The organism is Bradyrhizobium sp. Ken01 (genome assembly GCF_055807355.1).
Genome location: NZ_JBVVPC010000001.1, coordinates 111877 through 131799, shown reverse-complemented (window position 1 = coordinate 131799; position 19923 = coordinate 111877). Strand labels below are relative to the sequence as shown.

Sequence of the window (19923 nt, the reverse complement as noted above, 5' to 3'; positions counted from 1 at the left end):
GATCACTCCGCCGGCTGCAGGCGCTGCTTGGTCCGCGCCGGTTTTGGCGCACCCACCCGCAGGCGCCGGTCCGACAGCGACAGCACGCCGCCGAACGCCATCAGCACAGGTCCCCACCAGATCAGCAGCACCAGCGGCTTGTGATAGATGCGCACGGCGATGGCGCCCTCGGCGGTGGCGTCGCCGAGCGAGATGTAGAGCTGGCTTGCGCTGCGCGTCAGCAGGGCGGCCTCGGTGGTCGAGGAGCCGCGGGTGGTGAAGCTGCGCTTGGACGGCGTCATCACGCTGAGCTTCTCACCGTCACTGCTGACGTTGAATTCGGCGATCATCTCGCGGAAGTTCGGCCCTTGACGCTGAAACAGACCGTCGAGCTTCACGTCATAGCCGGCGACATGGGCGACGTCGTTCTGTTTCATTGTCGCGATATATTCGCTGTTCCAGGTGGTCTCGCAGACGATCCCGATCAGCGCGACGCCGAGACCGGCATGCGCAAACGCGGAGCCCCAGGCCGAGCGCGGCAGGCCGCGGGCCCGATGCAGTGCCGTTGCGAACGGTAACCGCACCAGGCCGATCCGCTCGGCGATATCTGTGACGGCACCGGCGATGACAAAGACGCCAAGTCCGATTGCCAATGGCGCGAGCGCGCTGCCGCCGAGCACCCAGCCCCAGACCATGGCGACGGCGACGAGCCCGGCAACGCCGGCCGCGAGCAGACGCTGGGTGACGCCGAGCAGATCGCCGCGCTTCCAAGCCAGCATCGGCCCGAACGGCACGGCGAGCAGCAATAGCGTGAACAGCGGAGCGAAGGTGAGATTGTAGAAGGGAGCACCGACCGACATCTTGAAATCGGCAAGCATCTCCATCGCCAGCGGATAGAGCGTACCGAACAGCACCACCGCGCAGGCGACCGTGAGCAGCAGATTGTTCAGCACCAGCGCGCCCTCGCGCGAGATCGGCGCGAACAGGCCGCCCTGCTTCAACGACGTCGCGCGCCCCGCGAACAGCGACAGGCTGCCCCCGATGAACAGGCAGAGAATCAGGAGAATGAACACGCCGCGGGTTGGATCGGTCGCGAAGGCATGCACCGAGGTGATGACACCCGAGCGCACCAGGAAGGTGCCGAGCAGCGATAGCGAGAAAGTCAGGATCGACAAGAGGATGGTCCAGACCTTCAACGCGTTGCGCTTCTCCATCACCAGCGCCGAATGCAGCAGCGCTGTTCCGGCAAGCCACGGCATCAGCGAGGCGTTCTCGACCGGGTCCCAGAACCACCAGCCGCCCCACCCCAGCTCGTAATAGGCCCAGTAGGAGCCCATGGCGATACCGAGGGTCAGGAAGATCCAGGCGACCAGCGTCCATGGCCGCACCCAGCGCGCCCACGCGGCATCGATCCGCCCCTCCAGCAACGCCGCGATCGCGAAGGAAAACGAGATCGAGAAGCCGACATAGCCGAGATAGAGCATTGGCGGATGCACGGCGAGACCGATGTCCTGAAGCACCGGATTGAGATCGCGTCCCTCGATCGGCGGGTTGGCGATGCGCAGGAACGGGTTGGAGGTCACAAGGATGAAGAGATAGAAAGCGCTGGCGATCCACGCCTGTACGGCCAGCACATGCGCGCGCAGCGACAGCGGCAGATTATTGCCGAAGGCCGCGACCAATCCGCCGAACAGCGCGAGGATCGACACCCACAAGAGCATCGAGCCTTCATGGTTTCCCCACACGCCGGTGATCTTGTAGAGCAGCGGCTTCATGGAGTGGGAATTCTCGTAGACGTTGACGACGGAGAAGTCCGACTCCACGTGCAGCATCACCAGCGCGATGAACGACGCACCGACGAACAGAAGCTGCGCCAGCGCAGTGGAGCGCGCCACATTCATCAGCGCGTCATCGCGCAGCCGCGCGCCGATCAGGGGCACGATGGACTGGATCAGTGCCAGCCCGAGCGCCAGCACCAGCGCATAATGTCCCGACTCCGCGATCACCGCACTGCTCCCTGCGAATTGCCCTGCGCGGTCGTAGCCGCGGGCTTGACGCCGTCGGAAGCCTTGGCGCCGTAATCATCCTTCCAGTGCCCCTGCTTCTTCAGGGCATCGGCGACGTCCTTTGGCATGTAGGTTTCGTCGTGCTTGGCAAGCACGGTGTCAGCCTTGAACACGCCATTGGCGTCGAGCGCGCCTTCGGCGACGACGCCCTGCCCTTCCCGGAACAGATCAGGCAAAATGCCCTTGAAGGCGACCGGAAGCTTTGCACCGCCGTCGGCGACCTCGAAGGTCACTGCGAGATTGTCGCCGCGCTGGAGCGAGCCGGGCTGCACCAGGCCCCCGAGGCGAAACCGCTTGCCGGGCGCAACGTGCTTCTCGGCGACCATGGTCGGCGTCGAGAAGAATACGATCGAGTCGCGCAGCGCGTTGAGCACCAGCGCGGCCGCCAGCGCGAGCACGGCAAGCGAGCCGCCGATGATGGTCATACGTCGCTGCTTGCGCGTCATGGCGTATCCGTTCCCTGCCCGTCTCGTCCTGACATCGTCATCCGTCGAGCCCGAGCGTCTTGAGGCCTTCATCGAGCTGGCGCAACCGCGCTGCATCGTTGGCAACGGCCTGGCGGGCGTCGGTCGATGCCCCGACCGCCTTGTCGCGATCACCCATCACGAGATAGGCGCGCACCAGGCGCAGCCAACCCTCGACGTCGTCACCGTTCTGCTTGAGGCGCGTGGCGAGCCGTTCGACCATGCCGCGAACCATCGCGTTGCGATCGCCCTCTTTCATGTCCTTGGAAGCTGCGAGGGTCTCATCCGACAGCGCCGGCATCGTCACGCCACCGCCGCCGACCCGCGCGAGCGAGGTCTGCACCAGAGGGCGCCACGGTGCATCCGCCGGCGCTTTCGCCAGCAGCGCGCGCCAGATATTGGCGGCATCGTCCTTGCGGCCGTCCTGCTCGGCGGCGAGACCGAGGAAGTAGTTCGCTTTCGGGTCGTCGGCGCTGAGCGCCCGCGCGCGCTCGAACTCGGTCTTGGCTTCGGCGGTCACGACGCCGCCGGCGGCGGCCGAGATCGCTTCGCCGAGATCGGACCGGCGCTCCGCGCTCTCGCCATTGTAGGTGAGCGAGTTGCGATAGGCGCGCACGGCGTCGTCGAAGCGGCCAAGCCGCTCCAGCACGGGCGCGATCACGTTCCAGCCGCGCCCATCGGTTGGATTCTTTTCCAGATGTTGCTCGACCTGTACGACCAGATTCTCGAGCGACTGGGCCATGCCGGACCCGGATCCGCGCTCCCGCTGCGCCAGCGGAAAGTCCTGAAGCCTGGGCGAGCCGAGCGGCACATAGACGCCGATCGCAACCAGCGGCAGGCCGGCAAGCGCCAGCACGGCCGCCGCGCGGCGCCATTTGAGGCTGGATTTCGGTGCCGTTGCGGGCTCGCTGCCAGCCGCGGCAAGCAGCCTGCGGCTGACCTCGACGCGCGCGGCCTCGGCTTCGGGCGCTGCGATCAACCCTGCGGCAAGATCACGCTCGATCTCGGCGAGTTGGTCCTTGTAGACCGCGACCTCGCTGCCCTGATTTTGCGCGCGTCCGCTACGGCCGAGCGGCAAAAGCACGGCGAAGATCGCCGCCACCGTCATCAGCGCGAACACGAACCATAGCATCATCTGACAAGCTTCCGGCAGCGCGCAAGCCGCGCCCACAGGTGGCTTTACACCACGGCCGGACGATGCGGCAATTGACAATTGTCAATTCGGCGCGACGCACACAGTCCCGAAACGGTGAAAATCCAACGGCTTAGCCGATCTCGAAGTCCGCACTTTGAGCGGCGTCCTCGCCATGCCCGTTGAAGGCCTTCAGGAAGTATGTTCCCGGTTCGATGGCGTCGGGCAATCTGATGCGCAACGCGCCGACGGGAACGGGCGATGCCACCCTGGTGACGGTCTCAGGAAGCTGCCGACCGCTTGCCTTCTCGACCAGCACCACTTTCGCGCCGACCATCAGCCTTTGATATTTGGCAACGACGACGCGATTCTCGATTTCGATGGAACTGATAACGGATTTCATGCGCCCACAGATAGAAATATCAAAATTTGCACGGCGACCGTAGGGCCAGCCACCGACACCGTCAACCTGAAATTGTGATCACAAAAAGATGCGCCTGGATCAACTCGCGCGCGACGATTTGCGCTCGCCCGTGGCCGCGTTCTCCGCGGCGCGGCTCATCAGCGAGGCATAGTCATCGCCGAACAGCACCTGGCAGAAGCGGATCGCGGCCTGCACCTGCTGCTGCCGATAGGTGCGGACCTTGTGATCGGCGCCGCGCAGCGACTGCACCAGCTGCTCGGTCGAACGCTCGACATATTGCTGCAGGTCGGAATAGGTGCGCAGTGTCACCTCGTTGATCGCAAGCTCGCTCGCATAATTGCGGCAGGTCGCGACGAAATCGATCAGCGCGACGGTTTCCTCGACCTCGGTGCTGTCGATCCGCGCGCCCGGAGGAATGTCCTTCTCGGCGCGCTGGCGCAGGATGCGGCGGACGCGGCCGGGAACACTGTCGATCTCGGATTGCAGTGCGTTGGAGATGTCGGCCCGGATCGAGGTCAACTGCTTGCCCCAGGGGGAATCGTTGCGCAGGTCGAGCTCGGTACGCAGGCCTCGGACGCCGTCGTGCAGCGTCTTGAGGTTGGCGGCGACATTGTCGAAATGGCCGCGCTTGATGTCCATGCGCAGGATGGCGGCCACGCAGGACAGATCATGCAGCGCGATCGTGACGGCGACGCCATAGGGCGTTGCCGCAACACGGATCTCGTCGTCGGACGCGGCAATCTTGATGGCGAGGCGGATGATCTGCCACGGCGCGGTCATCCGCTGCACGACGATGGAGAGCGCGAAGGGCAGCATCTGCGGCGTCTGAAGCACGGGAATGTTGAGCGCGGCAGTCACCGAGGCGATCTGGGCATCGCCGAAGGCGCGCAAGGAGCGCGGCAGCTTCTCGTTCAAGGTGGCAATAGCCTCGCGGACCGCGAGCACCGCCCCGGTCGAATAGAGATCCTCGATCACGTTGGGCGGGCCAACGCGTGCGAGCGCACGCGATTTGTCACCCCCGCCCGGCCCCGTCAGCTCGAAGATGGCATCCGCAGCGACCGCCTGGAGCCTCGAGGCCAGCGCTTCAACCTGCCCTGCGCTGTCGGCCGGCATGCGCGCCAGCGCCGCCTCGAATTCGCTCAGCTTCGCCGGAGCACCGTCGCGGCCGAGCCATTGCCAGATCGGAGCCAGCGAAGAGCGGCGGATCTGCCCGGCCCGGATCGGGGCGCCTGCTTCGACCAAGAATGGTTCCAGCACCTGGAACAGCAGCCGCGACAGATCGTCCGTACGCGGCGGTGGGGCGGCGTCGGCTTCCGTCTTGCGGACGATCTTGCGCAGCTGGTCGAGCACGAGGGTTGCCACGGCCGTGTCCTGGCCGCGCTCGAGCGCACGCTCGAACTCCCGCATCAGCAGCGCCTGCGCCTGCGGCGGGAGCTGCGCGAGATATTCCCTCAGCCGCTCGATCGATGTCTGGCTCATGCGCCCGGGTAATGAACGGTAAAATGGCGGACCTGGGATCCGTCCTGCCCGATCATAGGAGGGCCCACTTAAGAAGCCGTTTAGGAAGTCGCTCCGAATACCCCTGGTTTCATCTGGATCGACGCCCAGGAGGCCAAATAGTCGCGTCGGAACAAGGGATTATATTCCGGGGAGGACCAGCTCCGCCCGCAAGCCCCCGGTCGGCGCGCGGCCGAGTGAGAGGCTGCCGCCGTAGAGCGCAGCGAGCTCGGTCACGATCGACAGCCCCAGCCCCGATCCGGGCTTGGACTCGTCGAGCCGTTGGCCGCGCCGTGAGACCTGGGTACGTTCGGCCTCCGACAGGCCGCGGCCGTCGTCGTCGACGACGATATGCAGCCGCGGACCGGCGCTCGCCTGATGAGGCGCCTCCACCAGAACTTCGATGAAGACCCGCGAGGCCGCCCATTTGCAGGCGTTGTCGACGAGATTGCCGACCATCTCCTCCAGATCCTGCCGCTCGCCGCGAAATTTCGCCGACGGATCGGCTTCGGCCTCGACCACGATGCCGCGGCCGCGGTGGATCTTCTCCATGGTCCGCCGCAATGCCTCGATGGCCGGTGCAACCTCCGTCACCGTCGCGACGACCGAGACCCGCGCCGCGATGCGCGCGCGCTCGAGATGATGGGCGACCTGGTCGCGCATTACGTCGGCCTGCTCCATCACCTTGGCCGCGAACGGATCGGCGGCATGCGCGCCGGCCTCGTTCACGATGACCGAGAGCGGCGTCTTGATGGCGTGGGCGAGATTGCCGACATGGGTGCGGGCGCGCTCGACGATCTCGCGATTGGCGTCGATCAGCGCGTTGGTCTCGCGCGCCAGCGGTGCGATCTCGACCGGGAACTCGCCCTCGAGCCGCTCCGCCCGCCCGGACCGGATGTCGGCGATGGATTCGGAGATGCGTTTGAGCGGCGCGAGACCAAAGCGGACCTGAAACACGGTGGTCAGCAGCAGCACGATGCCTAGCGCGGTGAAGGTGCCGCCGAGATAGTAATCGAAACTGCGCGTCTCATCGAAAATCTCGGTGTCGTCGCCGGCGACACTGACGAGAAATTTGCCGTCCGCGCCGAGATCGACCGGCCGCTCCACCATGCGCAGGTTCTGTCCCTCGGGACCATCGACATAAGCGATCCGGATGCCGGCGGCGGTAAGCTCGGTGCCCTGCTCCTCCAGCTTCGGCAGCTTCTTGTCCCAAAGCGAGCGCGAGGAGCGCACCTCCGGCTTTTCGGTGTCGGTCCGCGTGATCTGCCAGTACCAGCCGGACAACGGCAGCTCGAACAGAGGCTCGCCGAGCGACTGGAACTGGCGGTCCGGCGGCTCGTCGGGAGTGGCGACCTCGGCGATCAACGTGCGGAGATAGAGATTGAGCCGGCGGTCGAAGGCGCGCTCGGTGGCGTTCTTGTAGACCGACGACAGCACCACGCCGGTGATGGCCAGGATCACCACGAGCCACGCGGTCGCCGACAGGAACAGGCGGTTCGCAAGCGAGCTGGCGGGCATCGGAATGATCCCGGAGGCGCGGGGTGGCATGGCGTCGGAACTCATAACCCGAACAAGGCCCCTGCCGCGCCGCCCGTCAAGCCAAGATACGTCTAGACAAGATCGTTCGAGACACCGCGCTTCAAGCGCCGGGGGCCGGCGGGGTCAGGAGATAGCCGAGGCCACGGACGGTCTGGATGATGTCGACGTCGAGCTTCTTGCGGATGCGGCCGACGAAGACCTCGATGGTGTTGGAGTCGCGGTCGAAGTCCTGGTCGTAGAGATGCTCGACCAGTTCGGTGCGGGACACGACGCGGCCCGAATGGTGCATCAGGTAGGCCAGAAGCCGATATTCGTGCGAGGTCATCTTGATGGGATTGCCTGACACGCTGACCCGGCCGGTCCTGGTGTCGAGCGTGACGGGGCCGCAGCTCAGCTCGCTCTGGGCATGGCCGGTGGAGCGGCGCAGCAGCGCGCGGATGCGCGCCAGCACCTCCTCCAGGTGGAACGGCTTTGCGACATAGTCGTCGGCACCGGCATCGAAGCCCTGGACCTTGTCGCTCCAGCGGTCGCGCGCGGTGAGGATCAGGACCGGCATGGTGCGGCCGTTGCGGCGCCAGGCTTCCAGCACCGAGATGCCGTCCTTCTTCGGCAGGCCGATGTCGAGCACCACGGCGTCATAGGGCTCGTTGTCACCGAGATAATGCCCCTCCTCGCCGTCGAAGGCGCGATCGACGACATAGCCGGCGTCGGTCAGCGCCTTGGTAAGCTGGCGATTGAGATCGGGGTCGTCCTCAACGACGAGCAAGCGCACGCTTCTCTCCAGAATTAGGCCGCATGAACACCCGCACAGATGAGCAATTCCGGCGTGAACTGAATATGAACACGGGGAACCCGCCGCGTTACTTTTTAGTCATATCCGACCCGTTCGCGGTCAACGCACTGCGCCCGCCAGGCCACCGGACGAACCGGCGGCATGGCGGGCGCAATGTGCCGCGTTAAGCGGCGAGTCGGAAGGTGCGAACCGTCCGGGCGATCTGCCGATCAGGTCCGGAAGAACACGAACCAGATGACCGCGAGGATCAGGATCGCGAGCCCGGTGGATATGGCGAGCAGCGCCGCCACCGACGGCCCGGGCTCGCCCTGGCGCGCCTCGGTTGGAGTTTCCACGATCTGACGTTGGTCTCGCGTGGTTGCCATGGTGACCTCAATTTCCGGCTGTCGCGTCGAATGGCCGCGACTCCTCGCGGCGGAATGTCCCGTGGCAACGCTTGACCGGATATGATGTTCCGGCCTTTGCGGCCGGATCCGGCTGCAACCGTGCGCCGGGCGACCGGTTAACGCAGTTGCAAGATTCAGCGATCCGCCTTGCTATGATTCGGTGTTCCCCGATGGTATCTTTGTCTTCTGTCCCCGTTGCGTTTGGAGTAGCCCATGGCCCCCCGCGCCAATTGGAAGGGTTTTCTGCGTTTGTCGCTCGTGACCTGCCCGGTCGCGCTCTATCCGGCCACTTCGGATACCGAGAAGGTCTCGTTCAACCAGATCAACCGCAAGACCGGGCACCGGATCAAGTACCTCAAGGTCGACGCCGAGACCGGTGACGAGGTGACCTCGGAGGACATCGTCAAGGGCTACAAGGTCGACACCGACACCTATATCGAGGTCACCAAGGACGAGCTCGACGACATCGCGCTGGACTCCACCCACACGATCGAGATCGACGAGTTCGTACCAAAGACCGACATCGACAGCCGCTATCTGATCCGTCCCTATTATCTCGTGCCTGATGGCAAGGTCGGCCACGACGCCTTTGCGGTGATCCGCGAGACGATCCGGAGCATGGACAAGGTCGCGATCGGCCGCGTGGTGCTGACCAACCGCGAGCACATCATCGCGCTGGAGCCGCTCGGGAGCGGCCTGATGGGGACACTGCTGCGCTATCCCTACGAGGTCCGCGGCGAGAAGGATTATTTCGACGACATCCAGGACGTGAAGCTGACCAAGGACATGCTCGACCTCGCAAAGCACATCGTCGAGAAGAAGTCCGGCGCGTTCGAGCCCGAGCTGTTCGAGGACCATTACGAGACCGCGCTGATCGACCTCATCAACAAGAAGCGCAGCGGCGCACCCATCACCGCGAAGACCGCGCCCAAGACCGGCGGCAACGTCATCAACCTCATGGACGCGCTGAAGAAGAGCATCGCGAACGAGAAGGACGCAAGCCCGGCGGCGAAGGTGGCCAAGGACGCGACCAAGGACGCGAGCAAGGACACCGTCAAGGGCAAGAAGCCGAAGAAGCGCGTCGAAGGCCAGCGCGAGATGCTGCTGCCGATCGCCGGCAAGGGCGGCAAGGACACTGCTGCGAAAGCCGCTCCCAAAAAGGCCGACAGGCCGGTGCGGGCGAAGAAGGCCGGGTAGCAGCATCGCGCAGCGACGACGCCGTGATGCCTCGCCTCGCCGGTCGGCCGACCTGACATGCCCTGGTCGACTGCGTTCGACGACCCCATTTCGTTAGGTGGCGGGCGCAAGCTTCGGACGCTGCAAGAAGCTGCCGATCACATCATGCGACTGCCCGAGGATACGCAGCATGCGAGCCACTGGCAGACCGCGATCGAAACCCTGATCAACGCGGCCGAGACCGGCGGCGGCTGGATGATGTTCGCCCGCATCGCGGTGTTGCGGGCGCTGAATGCGGACGGTCGGCGCGAGTGAGCCCGGCGCCCCGCTCGAGAACAGGCTCAACAATCGGTTAAGCCAAGCCGCGCTTTCAGCGTCTGCTCACAGTTGCCGGGGGCGGCACGTAATCCTACGGAATACAAAATTAACCCACGCTTCCCGCTCAGCGCAGCATGGTCGCCCTTCGATTGAACCCGGGATTTGCAGGCTCGTGCAGCAGCAGGACGCCAGAAAGAACTACATCGGCATCGTCAACGACGCGGCGGAGGCAGAAAGCCTTGCCGGCAGCTTCGCGCGGGCGCAGCCGTGCGCGCTGAGCTATCTGGTCGGACGCCTGGCAACGGTGCTGAAACGCCCCGGCAAGGCCGCGCCGGAACGCCAGATCTCGTCCTGAGACGGGATGACGACATCGCCTAATGCGTCCGAATTGGGTGACGAAACCTTAAGTCAATCGATGACACCATATCAGCGGCAGGTGAGGACCATCCGACCTGCATTTTGGCGCGCCCACGAAAACTTAGTGAATCAATTTACCATTCCGAAAACGGCACCAGCGTAGGTTGGACGGATGAACAGGAGTTGACGATGACTTTACTCAAGTCATTTCTTGCCGACGAAAATGGTGCCACCGCCATCGAGTATTGTCTGATCGCCACCGGCATCGCGTTTGCGATCATCGCGGCCGTGAACAACACCGGCAGCGCACTCCTGAGCGGCAAATTCAACTCGATCAGTGCGGCGGTCAAGTAGCCAGCATAGCCGGCGCGCTGCAATCTCATCAGCACAAGTCCGCGTGCAGCGCGCCGGATGACGGGCTCCTCCTTCCGATGCGGCGGCGACCCCAGCTTGATTTTCGCGAAGTTCACATTATGGCGTTGTGTCGCGCGGTTGCGCCGTCGTTGAGCGTAAGCTCAAACTCCAGCGGCCCTATGACATGATTCCTTCCGACAAGCCGACCTCGACAATCCGGGCTCGTCTTGGCTCGGACCGGTCGGTGGCGATCACCGTTCTTGCCGTCCTGGCGGCCCTGTCGTTTCTTCCGGTGCTGCTGACCCCTATCCCCGCGATGGTCGACTATCCCAATCACCTCGCCCGGATGTATATTCTGAGCCAGAACGGCACCCCCAACGCCAATCCGCATTACGAAGTGGCCTGGGCATTCTATCCCAACCTTGGAATGGATCTGCTGGTGCCGCAAATGGCGCGGCTGATCAGCGTCGAGAGCGCCACGCGGCTGTTCCTGTTCCTGAGCCAATTGCTGATCGTCGGCGGCGCGCTTTTGCTCGAATGGGCCCGGAAGGGACGGGTCCATCTCGCCGGCTTTGCGGCGCTCGCTTTCCTTTTCTGTCTGCCGTTCAGCTGGGGCTTCGTGAATTTCGAGTTCGGACTGGGCCTCGCTCTCTGCGGCATCGCCGTCTATCTGGGGCTCGCGGAGCGCCCATGGCCACTGCGTTTCGTCGTCAACATGGTCTTCGTCGCTGCGCTGTTTGCGGCGCATTTCTTCTCCCTCGGCATCTACGGCGCGACGCTCGGCCTTTACGAGCTCTCGCGCATCCGGCATGGGCGAATTTCGTACGGTGTCGCCGCCGCGCGGCTCGGCGCGTTGGCCATACCCGCGCTTGGCCTGTTTGGGATCATGCGCATGACCGCGGGATCGATCGGAAGCGAAGGAACGAGCTGGTTTCTCGGATTCAAGCCGATCTGGCCGTTGCGCATCATGAACGGTTACAATCTGACGATCGCGGCGGCGACCGGGCTTGCGCTGATGATCGCGCTGTTTTTCGCCGCAAGACGCGGCGTCCTCAAGCTCGACACAGCCGGGATCTGGCTCGCGATCGGCTTCGCGCTGCTCTACGTCGTCATTCCCTCGCAGCTGTTCGGAACCTCGTTCGTCGACCTTCGCGTGATCCCCGCTGCGGCTCTGATCCTGCCCGCCTTCTGCTCGCTGACGCTGCCGAGCCGGGCATGGAGCATGGCAGCGCTCGCCGCGATCAGTGGCATCATACTGATCAATCTCGCCGTCGTGCTCGCGGTGTGGTTGCCTTACCGCACCGACTATGCTGCCATTGTCGAGTCGTTCCGCAAGATCGACCGCGGTTCGCGCATCCTCGTCGCCAGCACGGACGACAATGGAGACCCGCCGTTCGCCGACCTTACCTCATATCCAATGTATTATGCGCCTACGCTCGCCGTGCACTATGCCAACGCGTTCGTGCCCAATCTATTCACGGAAGCGGGCAAGCAGCCCGTGCGGCCACGCGAAGACGTGCGCCGTCTTGCCATTCCCTACGGGGCGCCGATGCCGCTAAGCATGCTTACCGCGATTGCGGCAAGCCGGCCGCCGGCCGGCGTTCCGCCCTTCGTTCGCACCTGGCACCACGATTACGACTATCTCTACGTCCTCGGGCCGCGGGCCCCAAACCCGCTGCCGGATCTGCTGGAGGCGCTGGACACCTCGGATCGATTTGTTCTCTACAAGATCCGCCGCAAGTCCTAAGTCGCAAGTCCTGGGCCCAAGCCGCGGCTGCCCAGCGTGGTTAATCGGGCATCACCATCCGCGCCCACTCAATGCAAGCCACCCCCGGTGCCCCATATCCTTAATGGTTGTGGCAAGGCGACCTTAACCACCGCCGGCATAGACTTCCGCTCCTGCAACGGGTTGGAATCTCTCGCATGGCGGCCAATATCCAGTCGATCCGCTACAGCCTCGTCATCCCCGTGTTCAACGAGGAAGCCGTGTTGCCGGTGCTGCTGCGCAGGCTCGACCTGGTCTTGTCCCGGCTCGACGGGCCGGCGGAAGCAATCTTCGTCGACGACGGCAGCAGTGATTCCAGCTCGATCGTGCTAGAGGCGCTCGCCACGCGCGACCCGCGCTTTCGCTATATCGGCTTGTCGCGGAATTTCGGCCATCAGATCGCCATCACCGCCGGCATGGACGCAGCGCAAGGTGAAGCGATCATCGTCATGGATGCCGATTTGCAGGATCCGCCCGAAGTGATCGAGCAATTGATCGCAAAATGGCAGGAAGGCAACGACATCGTCCACGCCCGCCGCCTGTCGCGCGACGGCGAAAGCCGATTCAAGCGCGCCACCGCGCATCTGTTCTACCGGCTTCTCGGCAGGATGTCCTCGGTCGGCATTCCCGCCGATGTCGGCGACTTCCGCCTGATCGATCGCAAGGTGCTCGACGCCCTTCGGCAGATGCCGGAGCAGGACCGCTTCGTACGCGGCATGATCGCATGGCTCGGCTTCCGGCAGGCCGAGGTCACCTTCCACCGCCTCGAGCGTGCAGCGGGCGAGACCAAATATCCGCTGTTCAAGATGGTGCGGCTCGCCATGAATGCCGCGCTCGGCTTTTCCGATCTGCCCTTGCGGCTCGCAATCTGGTGCGGATTGACGGTCTCGGGAGTCGCACTGCTCTACGGCGGTTGGGTGATCCTGTTGTGGCTCAGCAACGACAGTCATCTCGTCACCGGCTGGTCCTCGACGATCGTCGTCGTGTCCCTGCTGTGTGGAATGAACATGCTGATGACGGGCATCGTGGGGCTTTACGTCGGCCGTATCCATGCCGAGGTGAAACGTCGCCCGCTCTACGTGGTGCAGACCCGCGCCGGCTTCGACCGCAACGAGGCGGCGGCCGCACCCGCGATCCACGCCGTCAACCAGTGACCCAGCGCATGACCGAACTCTTCGACGGTTACCACGGCAACTATCGTGACGTGGTCCAATCCTCGATCGACTTCTCCGGCTTGCCGCATCACTTCTTCATGCGCGCCAAGGCCGATCTCCTGGGCAATCTAATCGCGCAGCGGCTTGACACGGAGAGGCCGGACATGCTGGACGTCGGCTGCGGCGTCGGCAGCCTTCATCCCCTGCTGCACGGTATGGTCGGCCGCTTGAGCGGTATCGACGTTTCGTCGGCCAGCCTGGCGCAGGCACGCGCTGACAACGGCAGGGTCGACTACCGTGAGTTTGACGGTCGCACTTTTCCTTTCGATGATGCCAGCTTCGATCTGGTCACGGCCGTCTGCGTGATGCACCACGTCGTGCCGGCCGAATGGGCGCAATTCATCGCCGAGATGCGGCGCGTGACGCGCCCCGGGGGACTCGTCTGCGTCATCGAGCACAATCCGTACAACCCGCTGACCCGCCTTGCCGTCGCGCGTTGTGAGTTCGATCGGGACGCCGTCTTGCTCGGTGCCGGCACAACCCGAAAATTGATGGCTGCCGGCGGCTTGCGCGAAATCGGTGCGCGCCATTTCCTGCTGCTGCCCTGGAACACCAAACCGTCGCGGCGCCTCGAAGCGACCCTGAGCGGCGTGCCGCTCGGCGGCCAATACGCAGCCTTCGGGACCGCTTGATCTATCGTTGCGGCAGATCTCGCCGCTTGTGCACGACCGCCACGTCGTCGCTGTAGACGCGCTGCCATTGGGGCAGCCGGTCCAGCATCGCTATCGCCGGCGTCCCCGGCGCAAGCAGGGTCGCGCCGATCTTATATTCGTCGAGCAACTCGAGAAAGTCGCCGAGGTCGACCAGCGCCAGGGCACGATTGTAGCGGTTGATGAACGCTCCCCCGTACAGTTCACCGCGACCGTCGATGAAGGTTGGAATGCCGGCAAAGATCAGATAGCCGCCGAAGGAATAATCGTTGAGCACGTGCCCCGCCGTGGCGAGTTTGGCTTCAGCGATGGCAGCCTGAGGGGTAATGGCCGTGGCCGGCCGTAGATCACGCGCCAGTGCCGCCCCGCTCACCACGATCAACACGCCGAGCGTGGCTAGGTTCAGGCCGCGCGACGAGCCGGCAGCATCTTCCCCAATCGGTCCGCCGAACATCCGCCCCAGCGGAGCCGCCAGATAGAGCGGCGCCAGCATGGCCAGCAGATCCGCATTGCGGATCTGGGCCAGCGCGAAATGCAGCAAGCCGATCACGACCAGGGCCCGCACGACCGGCAGCGTCACGCCACGCGAGAGCGCCAATATGCCGCCCAGCAGCAGCAGCTCGAAGAAACCTATGTGGCTGAAATCCTGCGGCCGCCATTCCGCGATCCAACCGAGCGCGGGGCCGAGACCGAGTGTGGTCAGCGGCATCAGCAGCGGTTCCGGCCCGTAGGGCGTCAGGCAGGACGCTGCGACCGCGAGCGCGGTGAACGGCAGCCACCGCAGGAATACCCGTGGCCATTCGCTGCGCTTCTCGCGCAGCAGCGCTTCGAGCCCCGCAGGGCCGATCAGCCCAAGCGCCAGCACCACACTGCCGTGCAGATTGGCCCACAGGACCAGCAGCGGGAGGGCCCAGTACGGTGGAGGCCCTCCACGATCCATGCAGCGCACCAGGGCAGCCGCCCAGGTCACCATCAGCGGCAGCACCAGCACATGTGGCCGCGCCAGCATATGCGGGGCCAACAGGATGACGGCCGCGATCACCATGAGCAGCGTCTGGGTCGGCGAAAGCTCGCGCAGCAGGAAGAAGGTGAACAGGCCAAAGGCGAGCGCTATCGCCGCGGCGGCGACGACCAGGACGCCCTGCCAGCCGGCAAGCGCGTAGGCTCCGGCGTAGATGATCTCCGAGAGCCATTCGAAGGTGATCCAGGGGGCGCCGTACCTCGAAAAGGAAAATGGGTCGCTCGCCGGCAGCGTGCCGTGCGCGATAATCCAGCGCCCAACCTCGATGTGGGAATAGCTGTCGGGATCATTGAGCAGCCGCGGTCCAAGGATCAGCAGCAGGGCATACACGCCAAGGCTCACCAGCCAGGGAAGCGCCGCACGCGCCGAAAACGGATGTACCTCGCTGTGGACGGCCTGGTCACTCATGGCGAGCGCAAGTTAGGGCGCAAGCGTTAAATTCCTCTTTGACGTTCGCGGCCGCTGGGGAGCGCGCGGCGGACGGTTACTGTTTATCAACCATATTCCTGACGTGCGTTGGAGGTCGCAGTCCGCAGCCCGCCTGCTGCTCGTCACCGCAAGGCGACCCGAGCGCCATGCCGGGCCAGGACGTCGGACGTGATCTGGGTCAATTGCATGGAGCCAGTGGCGGGTAAGCATGGAGGCCCAACCTTCCTGCCGGCCCCTTCATGCATCCAGATCCCTCACGTCCCCAACTCAAGATCCGCCGTGTCCATCTCGATACCGGCCGCGAGAACGTCGTCGTCATTTCCAGGCGGTCGAAGGCGCTGCGTGCGGACATCTTTCGCGGGTTCAGTCGGGTCGAGCTTCGTCTCGACGGCAAGGTGCTGCTCGCGACGCTCCTGATCACTGACGACGACGCGCTGGCCGCCCCCGACGAGATCGGCCTCTCCGAGCCCGCGTTCCGGCGTTTCGCGCAAGCCGCCGGCACGCTGGTCACGGTCACGCCCGCCTCCCCTCCGGAGAGCCTGGAGGCGGTGCGCGCCAAAATTCGCGGACGAACGTTGAGTCGGGCGGAAATCGGCGCGATCATCGATGATCTCGCACATTACCGCTACTCCGACATGGAAATCGCCGCATTCCTGATCGGTTCGGCGAGCTTCATCACCAGTGACGAGCTCCTCTCTCTTACCGGTGCGATGGCCGAGGCCGGCACGCAACTGGTGTGGCCGGCCCCGATCGTGGTCGACAAGCATTGCATCGGCGGCATCCCCGGCAATCGCACCTCGATGGTCGTGGTACCCATCGTCGCCGCGCACGGCCTGCCGATTCCCAAAACGTCCTCCCGCGCCATCACCTCGCCGGCGGGCACCGCCGACACGATGGAGGTGCTGGCGCGGGTCAATGTCGGGGTCGAGGAGATGAAGACGATCGTTGCGACCTGCAATGGATGCCTGATCTGGGGCGGGCACGTGAATCTGTCGCCCGCCGACGACATCCTGATCTCGGTCGAACGCCCGCTCAGTCTCGACACCCGCGAGCAGATGGTTGCCTCCATCATGTCCAAGAAGATCGCAGCTGGCTCGACGCACCTGTTGATCGACATTCCGGTCGGACCGACGGCGAAGGTCACCAGCGCCGTCGAAGCGATGCGCTTGCGAAAAATGTTCGAATTCGTCGGCGATTGTTTCGGTCGCACGATCGAGTGATCACAACCGACGGCCGCCAGCCGATCGGCAACGGCATCGGGCCGGTGCTCGAGGCCAACGACGTGATGGCCGTGCTCGGTAACGACCCGGATGCCCCGCGAGATCTGCGCGAGAAATCGTTGCGCCTCGCCGCCCATCTCCTCGAACACGATCCGAAGCTGCGCGGCGGGGCAGGTTATGCGCGGGCTCGCGAGCTGCTCGATAGCGGGGCGGCGCTGAAGCAGATGCAGAGGATCATCGATGCCCAGGGCCCATCGAATTGCAGTACCGAGCTCGGCAATCTTTCGTTCGACGTCAAGGCCGCGCACGACGGCGTCGTCACCGCAATCGACTGCCTGCGGCTCAATCGCCTGGCCCGCACCGCCGGCGCGCCGCTCGACAAGGGCGCCGGCATCCGGCTGTTCAAGAAGATCGGCGACCGGGTCGAGCTTGGCGAGCCGCTCTACCGCGTCCACACCTTCGACCAGCCGGAGTACGATCTCGCTGCGACTGCGACTGCGACCGCTGCCGACGCCGGGTACGCCATCAAAGATCGAGATACCCTTCAAGGCGGGACGGCGCCGTGAGCACGATCGCCTTCCAGAGCCTGCCCTCGGCCACGGGTGCAGCAGCGCGAGTGGCGACGAAGCTCGGACTTGCCTGTGAGGAAATTGATCTTCACCATTTCCCCGACGGCGAACTGCGTATCACGATCGGCCCGGTCGCGGACACGGTTATCCTCTACGCCGCACTGGACCAGCCCAACGAGAAGCTGATCGCGCTGCTGCTGGCCTGTGAAGCACTGCGACGCGCCGGCGCAAAGCGTTTGGTCCTGGTGGCGCCGTATCTATGTTACATGCGGCAGGACGCGGCTTTTCATCCGGGCGAAGCTATCAGCCAGCGCGCCATCGGCCGACTCCTTACAGGAATCGTCGATCGTGTCGTCACCGTCGACGCGCATTTGCACCGCACGGCCAGGATCGAGCTCATGTTTCCCGGCATCGAGGCGGACAATCTGTCCGCTATGCCGGCGATTGCGAACACCCTCGCAAAAACTGGAGTCGATCCGGCCACCGTCGTGATCGGCCCCGATTCCGAATCCGAGCCATGGGTGAGTGATCTCGCCCGGCGGCTCCAATTGCAGCATACGGTCGCCCGAAAGATGCGCCACGGCGATCGTTCCGTGCAAATCGAGTTTGCCGATCCCGGCCTGCTCTCCGGTCGCCCGGCGCTGCTGGTCGACGACATCATCTCTTCCGGAGCCACACTGATGGTTGCGGCGAAGGCGCTTGAGGCCGCAGGTGCGACCGGCATAGACGCAATCGTGACGCATGCCCTGTTTCCGCCCGAAATGGTCGCGGCATTCAGCGACGCTGGCATCCGCTCCGTCCGCTCGACCGACAGCGTGCCGCATCCGACCAACGCGATCGCGCTCGACGAGATTTTCGCGGCCGCCCTGCGGTCCGAATTGAGCAAGACACTTTCGCCGGAGACGACGACATGAGCATCACCGTTCGATTTTGCGGCGCCGCCCGCACCGTGACCGGCTCGAGCTACCTTTTCCAGACTGCCTCCGGCCGCTTCCTGGTCGATTGCGGTCTATTCCAGGGGCAGAAGACGCTCAAGGAACTCAACTACGGCGGTTTTCCCTTTCGGCCCGCCGATATCGATGCGGTGCTTCTCACGCACGCCCATATCGATCACAGCGGATTGCTGCCAAAGCTCGTGCGCGAGGGATTTGGCGGACCGATCCTGGCGACGCGCGGCACGATCGACCTCTGCTCCTGGATGCTGCCCGACGCCGGCAACATCCAGGAGTCCGAAGTCGCACAACTCAACCGGCGCAACGCGGCACGCGGCCGCAAGGAGGTCGAGCCGATCTACACGCAAGCAGACGCGATCGCAACGCTGCAATCGTTCCGTCCCGTCGACTATGAACGTTGGATCGACGTGGTGCCCGGCGTTCGCGCGCGCTACTGGAACGCGGGCCATCTGCTCGGGTCCGCCTCGATCGAGCTCGAGTTTTCCGATGCGGGTGCAACGCGCCCGTTGCGCGTGCTGCTCTCCGGCGACGTCGGCCCCGAGGCAAAGCTGCTCCAGCCCGATCCGCAGGCGCCGTCGGACCTCGACTACGTCATTTCCGAGTCGACCTATGGCGACCGCGTGCGTGCCGTCACGACGCCGGAGCAGCGCCGGCAGCATCTTGCGACCGAGGTCCGCGATGCCGCAGCCGCCAGGGGCGCCCTGCTCGTCCCTGCCTTCGCGGTCGAGCGCACCCAGGAACTGATCGTCGACCTCGTCGATCTGATGGAGCGCGGCGAGATTCCTGCAGCGCCGATCTTCCTGGATTCGCCGCTCGCGATCCATGCAACCGAGGTGTTCCGGCAGAACGCGATGAGCCTCGATCAGAGCGTCGATGTCAGCCGTCTGCTCAACTCGCCGCATCTCAAGTTCACCGAGACGGTGGCCGAGAGCAAGGCGATCATGCGGCTCTCCGGCTTTCACATCATCATCGCGGCCAGCGGCATGTGCGATGCCGGCCGTATCCGCCATCATCTGAAGCACTGGCTGTGGAACGCGCATGCGACCGTGCTGCTCACCGGCTTCCAGGCCAACGGCACGCTCGGCCGCTTCCTCCAGAACGGCGCCAAGGCGGTACGAATCCAGGACGAGGAGATCCGGGTCGCGGCGCGGATCCGGATGATCGACGAATATTCCGGACATGCCGACGGCGCCGGCATCGCCCGCTGGATCGCGGCACGCCGCCCGATCGCGCGCGGACTGTTCCTGATCCATGGCGAAGAGAATGCAATCGCGGGTCTTGCCGAGCGCGTCGCCGAACGCATCCTTCCGGCGGCGAAGATTTATCAGCCGATGCTGGACGACATCTATGAGCTCTCGACCCCCGAACCGCGCGTGCTCGACGTCGACCATCGGCGCCGGCTGGCGCCGGAAGCCGTAACCCGTCTCGACTGGCACAACGAGATGTCGGAACTCATGCTCGACATCAACGACCGCGTCGCAGCCGCCGCCGACGACCGCGCCCGCGGCGTCATCATCCGCAGGCTGCGACGGGCGCTACAGGAGAATGGATAGGCGGGACGAATAGCCGGGCGCTTTGACGGTCGTGCGAGTCCTGTTAGTCTTCAGCATAGCGTGG

18 protein-coding genes and 1 pseudogene are annotated in these 19923 nt (G+C 64.6%); 10 read left to right on the top strand and 9 right to left on the bottom strand.

The window, feature by feature from the left end:
* Nucleotides 1-2: 2 nt before the first annotated feature.
* From AC0L3S_RS00595 to AC0L3S_RS00560, 8 genes are all read right to left on the bottom strand, one after another.
* Entirely contained in the window at nucleotides 3-1985 is a 1983-nt protein-coding gene (locus AC0L3S_RS00595; RefSeq protein ID WP_473277749.1) for a heme lyase CcmF/NrfE family subunit, read from the bottom strand.
* Nucleotides 1982-2491, bottom strand: a complete 510-nt coding sequence (gene ccmE / locus AC0L3S_RS00590) for a cytochrome c maturation protein CcmE (RefSeq protein WP_129269379.1) — start codon at nucleotides 2489-2491, stop codon at nucleotides 1982-1984. Before ccmE ends, AC0L3S_RS00595 begins: the two co-directional genes overlap by 4 nt.
* 37 nt (nucleotides 2492-2528) lie before the next feature.
* Nucleotides 2529-3644, bottom strand: coding sequence for a c-type cytochrome biogenesis protein CcmI (gene ccmI, locus AC0L3S_RS00585; protein ID WP_473263175.1), 1116 nt, complete (start codon nucleotides 3642-3644; stop codon nucleotides 2529-2531).
* Between the two features lie 130 nt (nucleotides 3645-3774).
* Nucleotides 3775-4044 (bottom strand): hypothetical protein, encoded by a 270-nt coding sequence (locus AC0L3S_RS00580; protein WP_007593394.1) that lies wholly within the window; start codon nucleotides 4042-4044, stop codon nucleotides 3775-3777.
* A 99-nt stretch (nucleotides 4045-4143) separates the two neighbouring features.
* On the bottom strand, nucleotides 4144-5544 hold the full coding sequence (locus tag AC0L3S_RS00575) for a hypothetical protein (protein ID WP_473277748.1): 1401 nt from the start codon (nucleotides 5542-5544) through the stop codon (nucleotides 4144-4146).
* A 159-nt stretch (nucleotides 5545-5703) separates the two neighbouring features.
* Nucleotides 5704-7080, bottom strand: a complete 1377-nt coding sequence (locus tag AC0L3S_RS00570) for an ATP-binding protein (protein ID WP_473263173.1) — start codon at nucleotides 7078-7080, stop codon at nucleotides 5704-5706.
* Nucleotides 7081-7201: 121 nt separating this feature from the next.
* Nucleotides 7202-7873 (bottom strand): response regulator transcription factor, encoded by a 672-nt coding sequence (locus AC0L3S_RS00565; protein WP_247349962.1) that lies wholly within the window; start codon nucleotides 7871-7873, stop codon nucleotides 7202-7204.
* Between the two features lie 230 nt (nucleotides 7874-8103).
* Nucleotides 8104-8259 carry a hypothetical protein gene (locus AC0L3S_RS00560; RefSeq protein WP_007593402.1) on the bottom strand — a complete coding sequence of 52 codons (156 nt, stop codon included), beginning with the start codon at nucleotides 8257-8259 and terminating at the stop codon, nucleotides 8104-8106.
* Nucleotides 8260-8493: 234 nt separating this feature from the next.
* On the opposite strand from AC0L3S_RS00560, the gene ku reads away from it, so the two are divergent.
* The 7 genes from ku (at nucleotide 8494) to AC0L3S_RS00525 (ending at nucleotide 14096) form a co-directional block, all read left to right on the top strand.
* Nucleotides 8494-9477, top strand: a complete 984-nt coding sequence (gene ku / locus AC0L3S_RS00555; RefSeq protein ID WP_473277747.1) for a non-homologous end joining protein Ku — start codon at nucleotides 8494-8496, stop codon at nucleotides 9475-9477.
* 57 nt (nucleotides 9478-9534) lie between these two features.
* Nucleotides 9535-9771, top strand: a complete 237-nt coding sequence (locus AC0L3S_RS00550) for a hypothetical protein (protein ID WP_473277746.1) — start codon at nucleotides 9535-9537, stop codon at nucleotides 9769-9771.
* 175 nt (nucleotides 9772-9946) lie between these two features.
* Nucleotides 9947-10129: a hypothetical protein gene (locus AC0L3S_RS00545; RefSeq protein ID WP_473263171.1), complete on the top strand. Its 183-nt coding sequence runs from the start codon at nucleotides 9947-9949 to the stop codon at nucleotides 10127-10129.
* 191 nt (nucleotides 10130-10320) lie between these two features.
* Nucleotides 10321-10485 (top strand): Flp family type IVb pilin, encoded by a 165-nt coding sequence (locus tag AC0L3S_RS00540; protein WP_275167744.1) that lies wholly within the window; start codon nucleotides 10321-10323, stop codon nucleotides 10483-10485.
* A 184-nt stretch (nucleotides 10486-10669) separates the two neighbouring features.
* Complete coding sequence (locus AC0L3S_RS00535; RefSeq protein WP_473277745.1) at nucleotides 10670-12232, top strand: glycosyltransferase family protein; 1563 nt, start codon at nucleotides 10670-10672, stop codon at nucleotides 12230-12232.
* A 176-nt stretch (nucleotides 12233-12408) separates the two neighbouring features.
* Entirely contained in the window at nucleotides 12409-13404 is a 996-nt protein-coding gene (locus AC0L3S_RS00530) for a glycosyltransferase family 2 protein (RefSeq protein WP_473263169.1), read from the top strand.
* Between the two features lie 8 nt (nucleotides 13405-13412).
* Nucleotides 13413-14096, top strand: coding sequence for a class I SAM-dependent methyltransferase (locus tag AC0L3S_RS00525; RefSeq protein ID WP_473263168.1), 684 nt, complete (start codon nucleotides 13413-13415; stop codon nucleotides 14094-14096).
* A 1-nt stretch (nucleotide 14097) separates the two neighbouring features.
* Here AC0L3S_RS00525 and AC0L3S_RS00520 read toward each other — a convergent pair whose 3' ends face one another.
* Nucleotides 14098-15543, bottom strand: a complete 1446-nt coding sequence (locus AC0L3S_RS00520; protein ID WP_473263167.1) for a hypothetical protein — start codon at nucleotides 15541-15543, stop codon at nucleotides 14098-14100.
* Nucleotides 15544-15803: 260 nt separating this feature from the next.
* Between AC0L3S_RS00520 and AC0L3S_RS00515 the strand changes: the two are divergent.
* The 3 genes and pseudogenes from AC0L3S_RS00515 (at nucleotide 15804) to AC0L3S_RS00505 (ending at nucleotide 19859) form a co-directional block, all read left to right on the top strand.
* Nucleotides 15804-17350 (top strand): annotated as a pseudogene (locus AC0L3S_RS00515) (thymidine phosphorylase family protein).
* A complete protein-coding gene (locus AC0L3S_RS00510) occupies nucleotides 17347-18267 on the top strand; it encodes a ribose-phosphate diphosphokinase (protein ID WP_473277744.1) in 921 nt (306 codons plus the stop codon). Before AC0L3S_RS00515 ends, AC0L3S_RS00510 begins: the two are co-directional and overlap by 4 nt.
* A complete protein-coding gene (locus tag AC0L3S_RS00505; RefSeq protein ID WP_473277743.1) occupies nucleotides 18264-19859 on the top strand; it encodes an MBL fold metallo-hydrolase in 1596 nt (531 codons plus the stop codon). The genes AC0L3S_RS00510 and AC0L3S_RS00505 overlap by 4 nt, the downstream gene beginning before the upstream one ends.
* The last annotated feature ends 64 nt before the right edge of the window (nucleotides 19860-19923 follow it).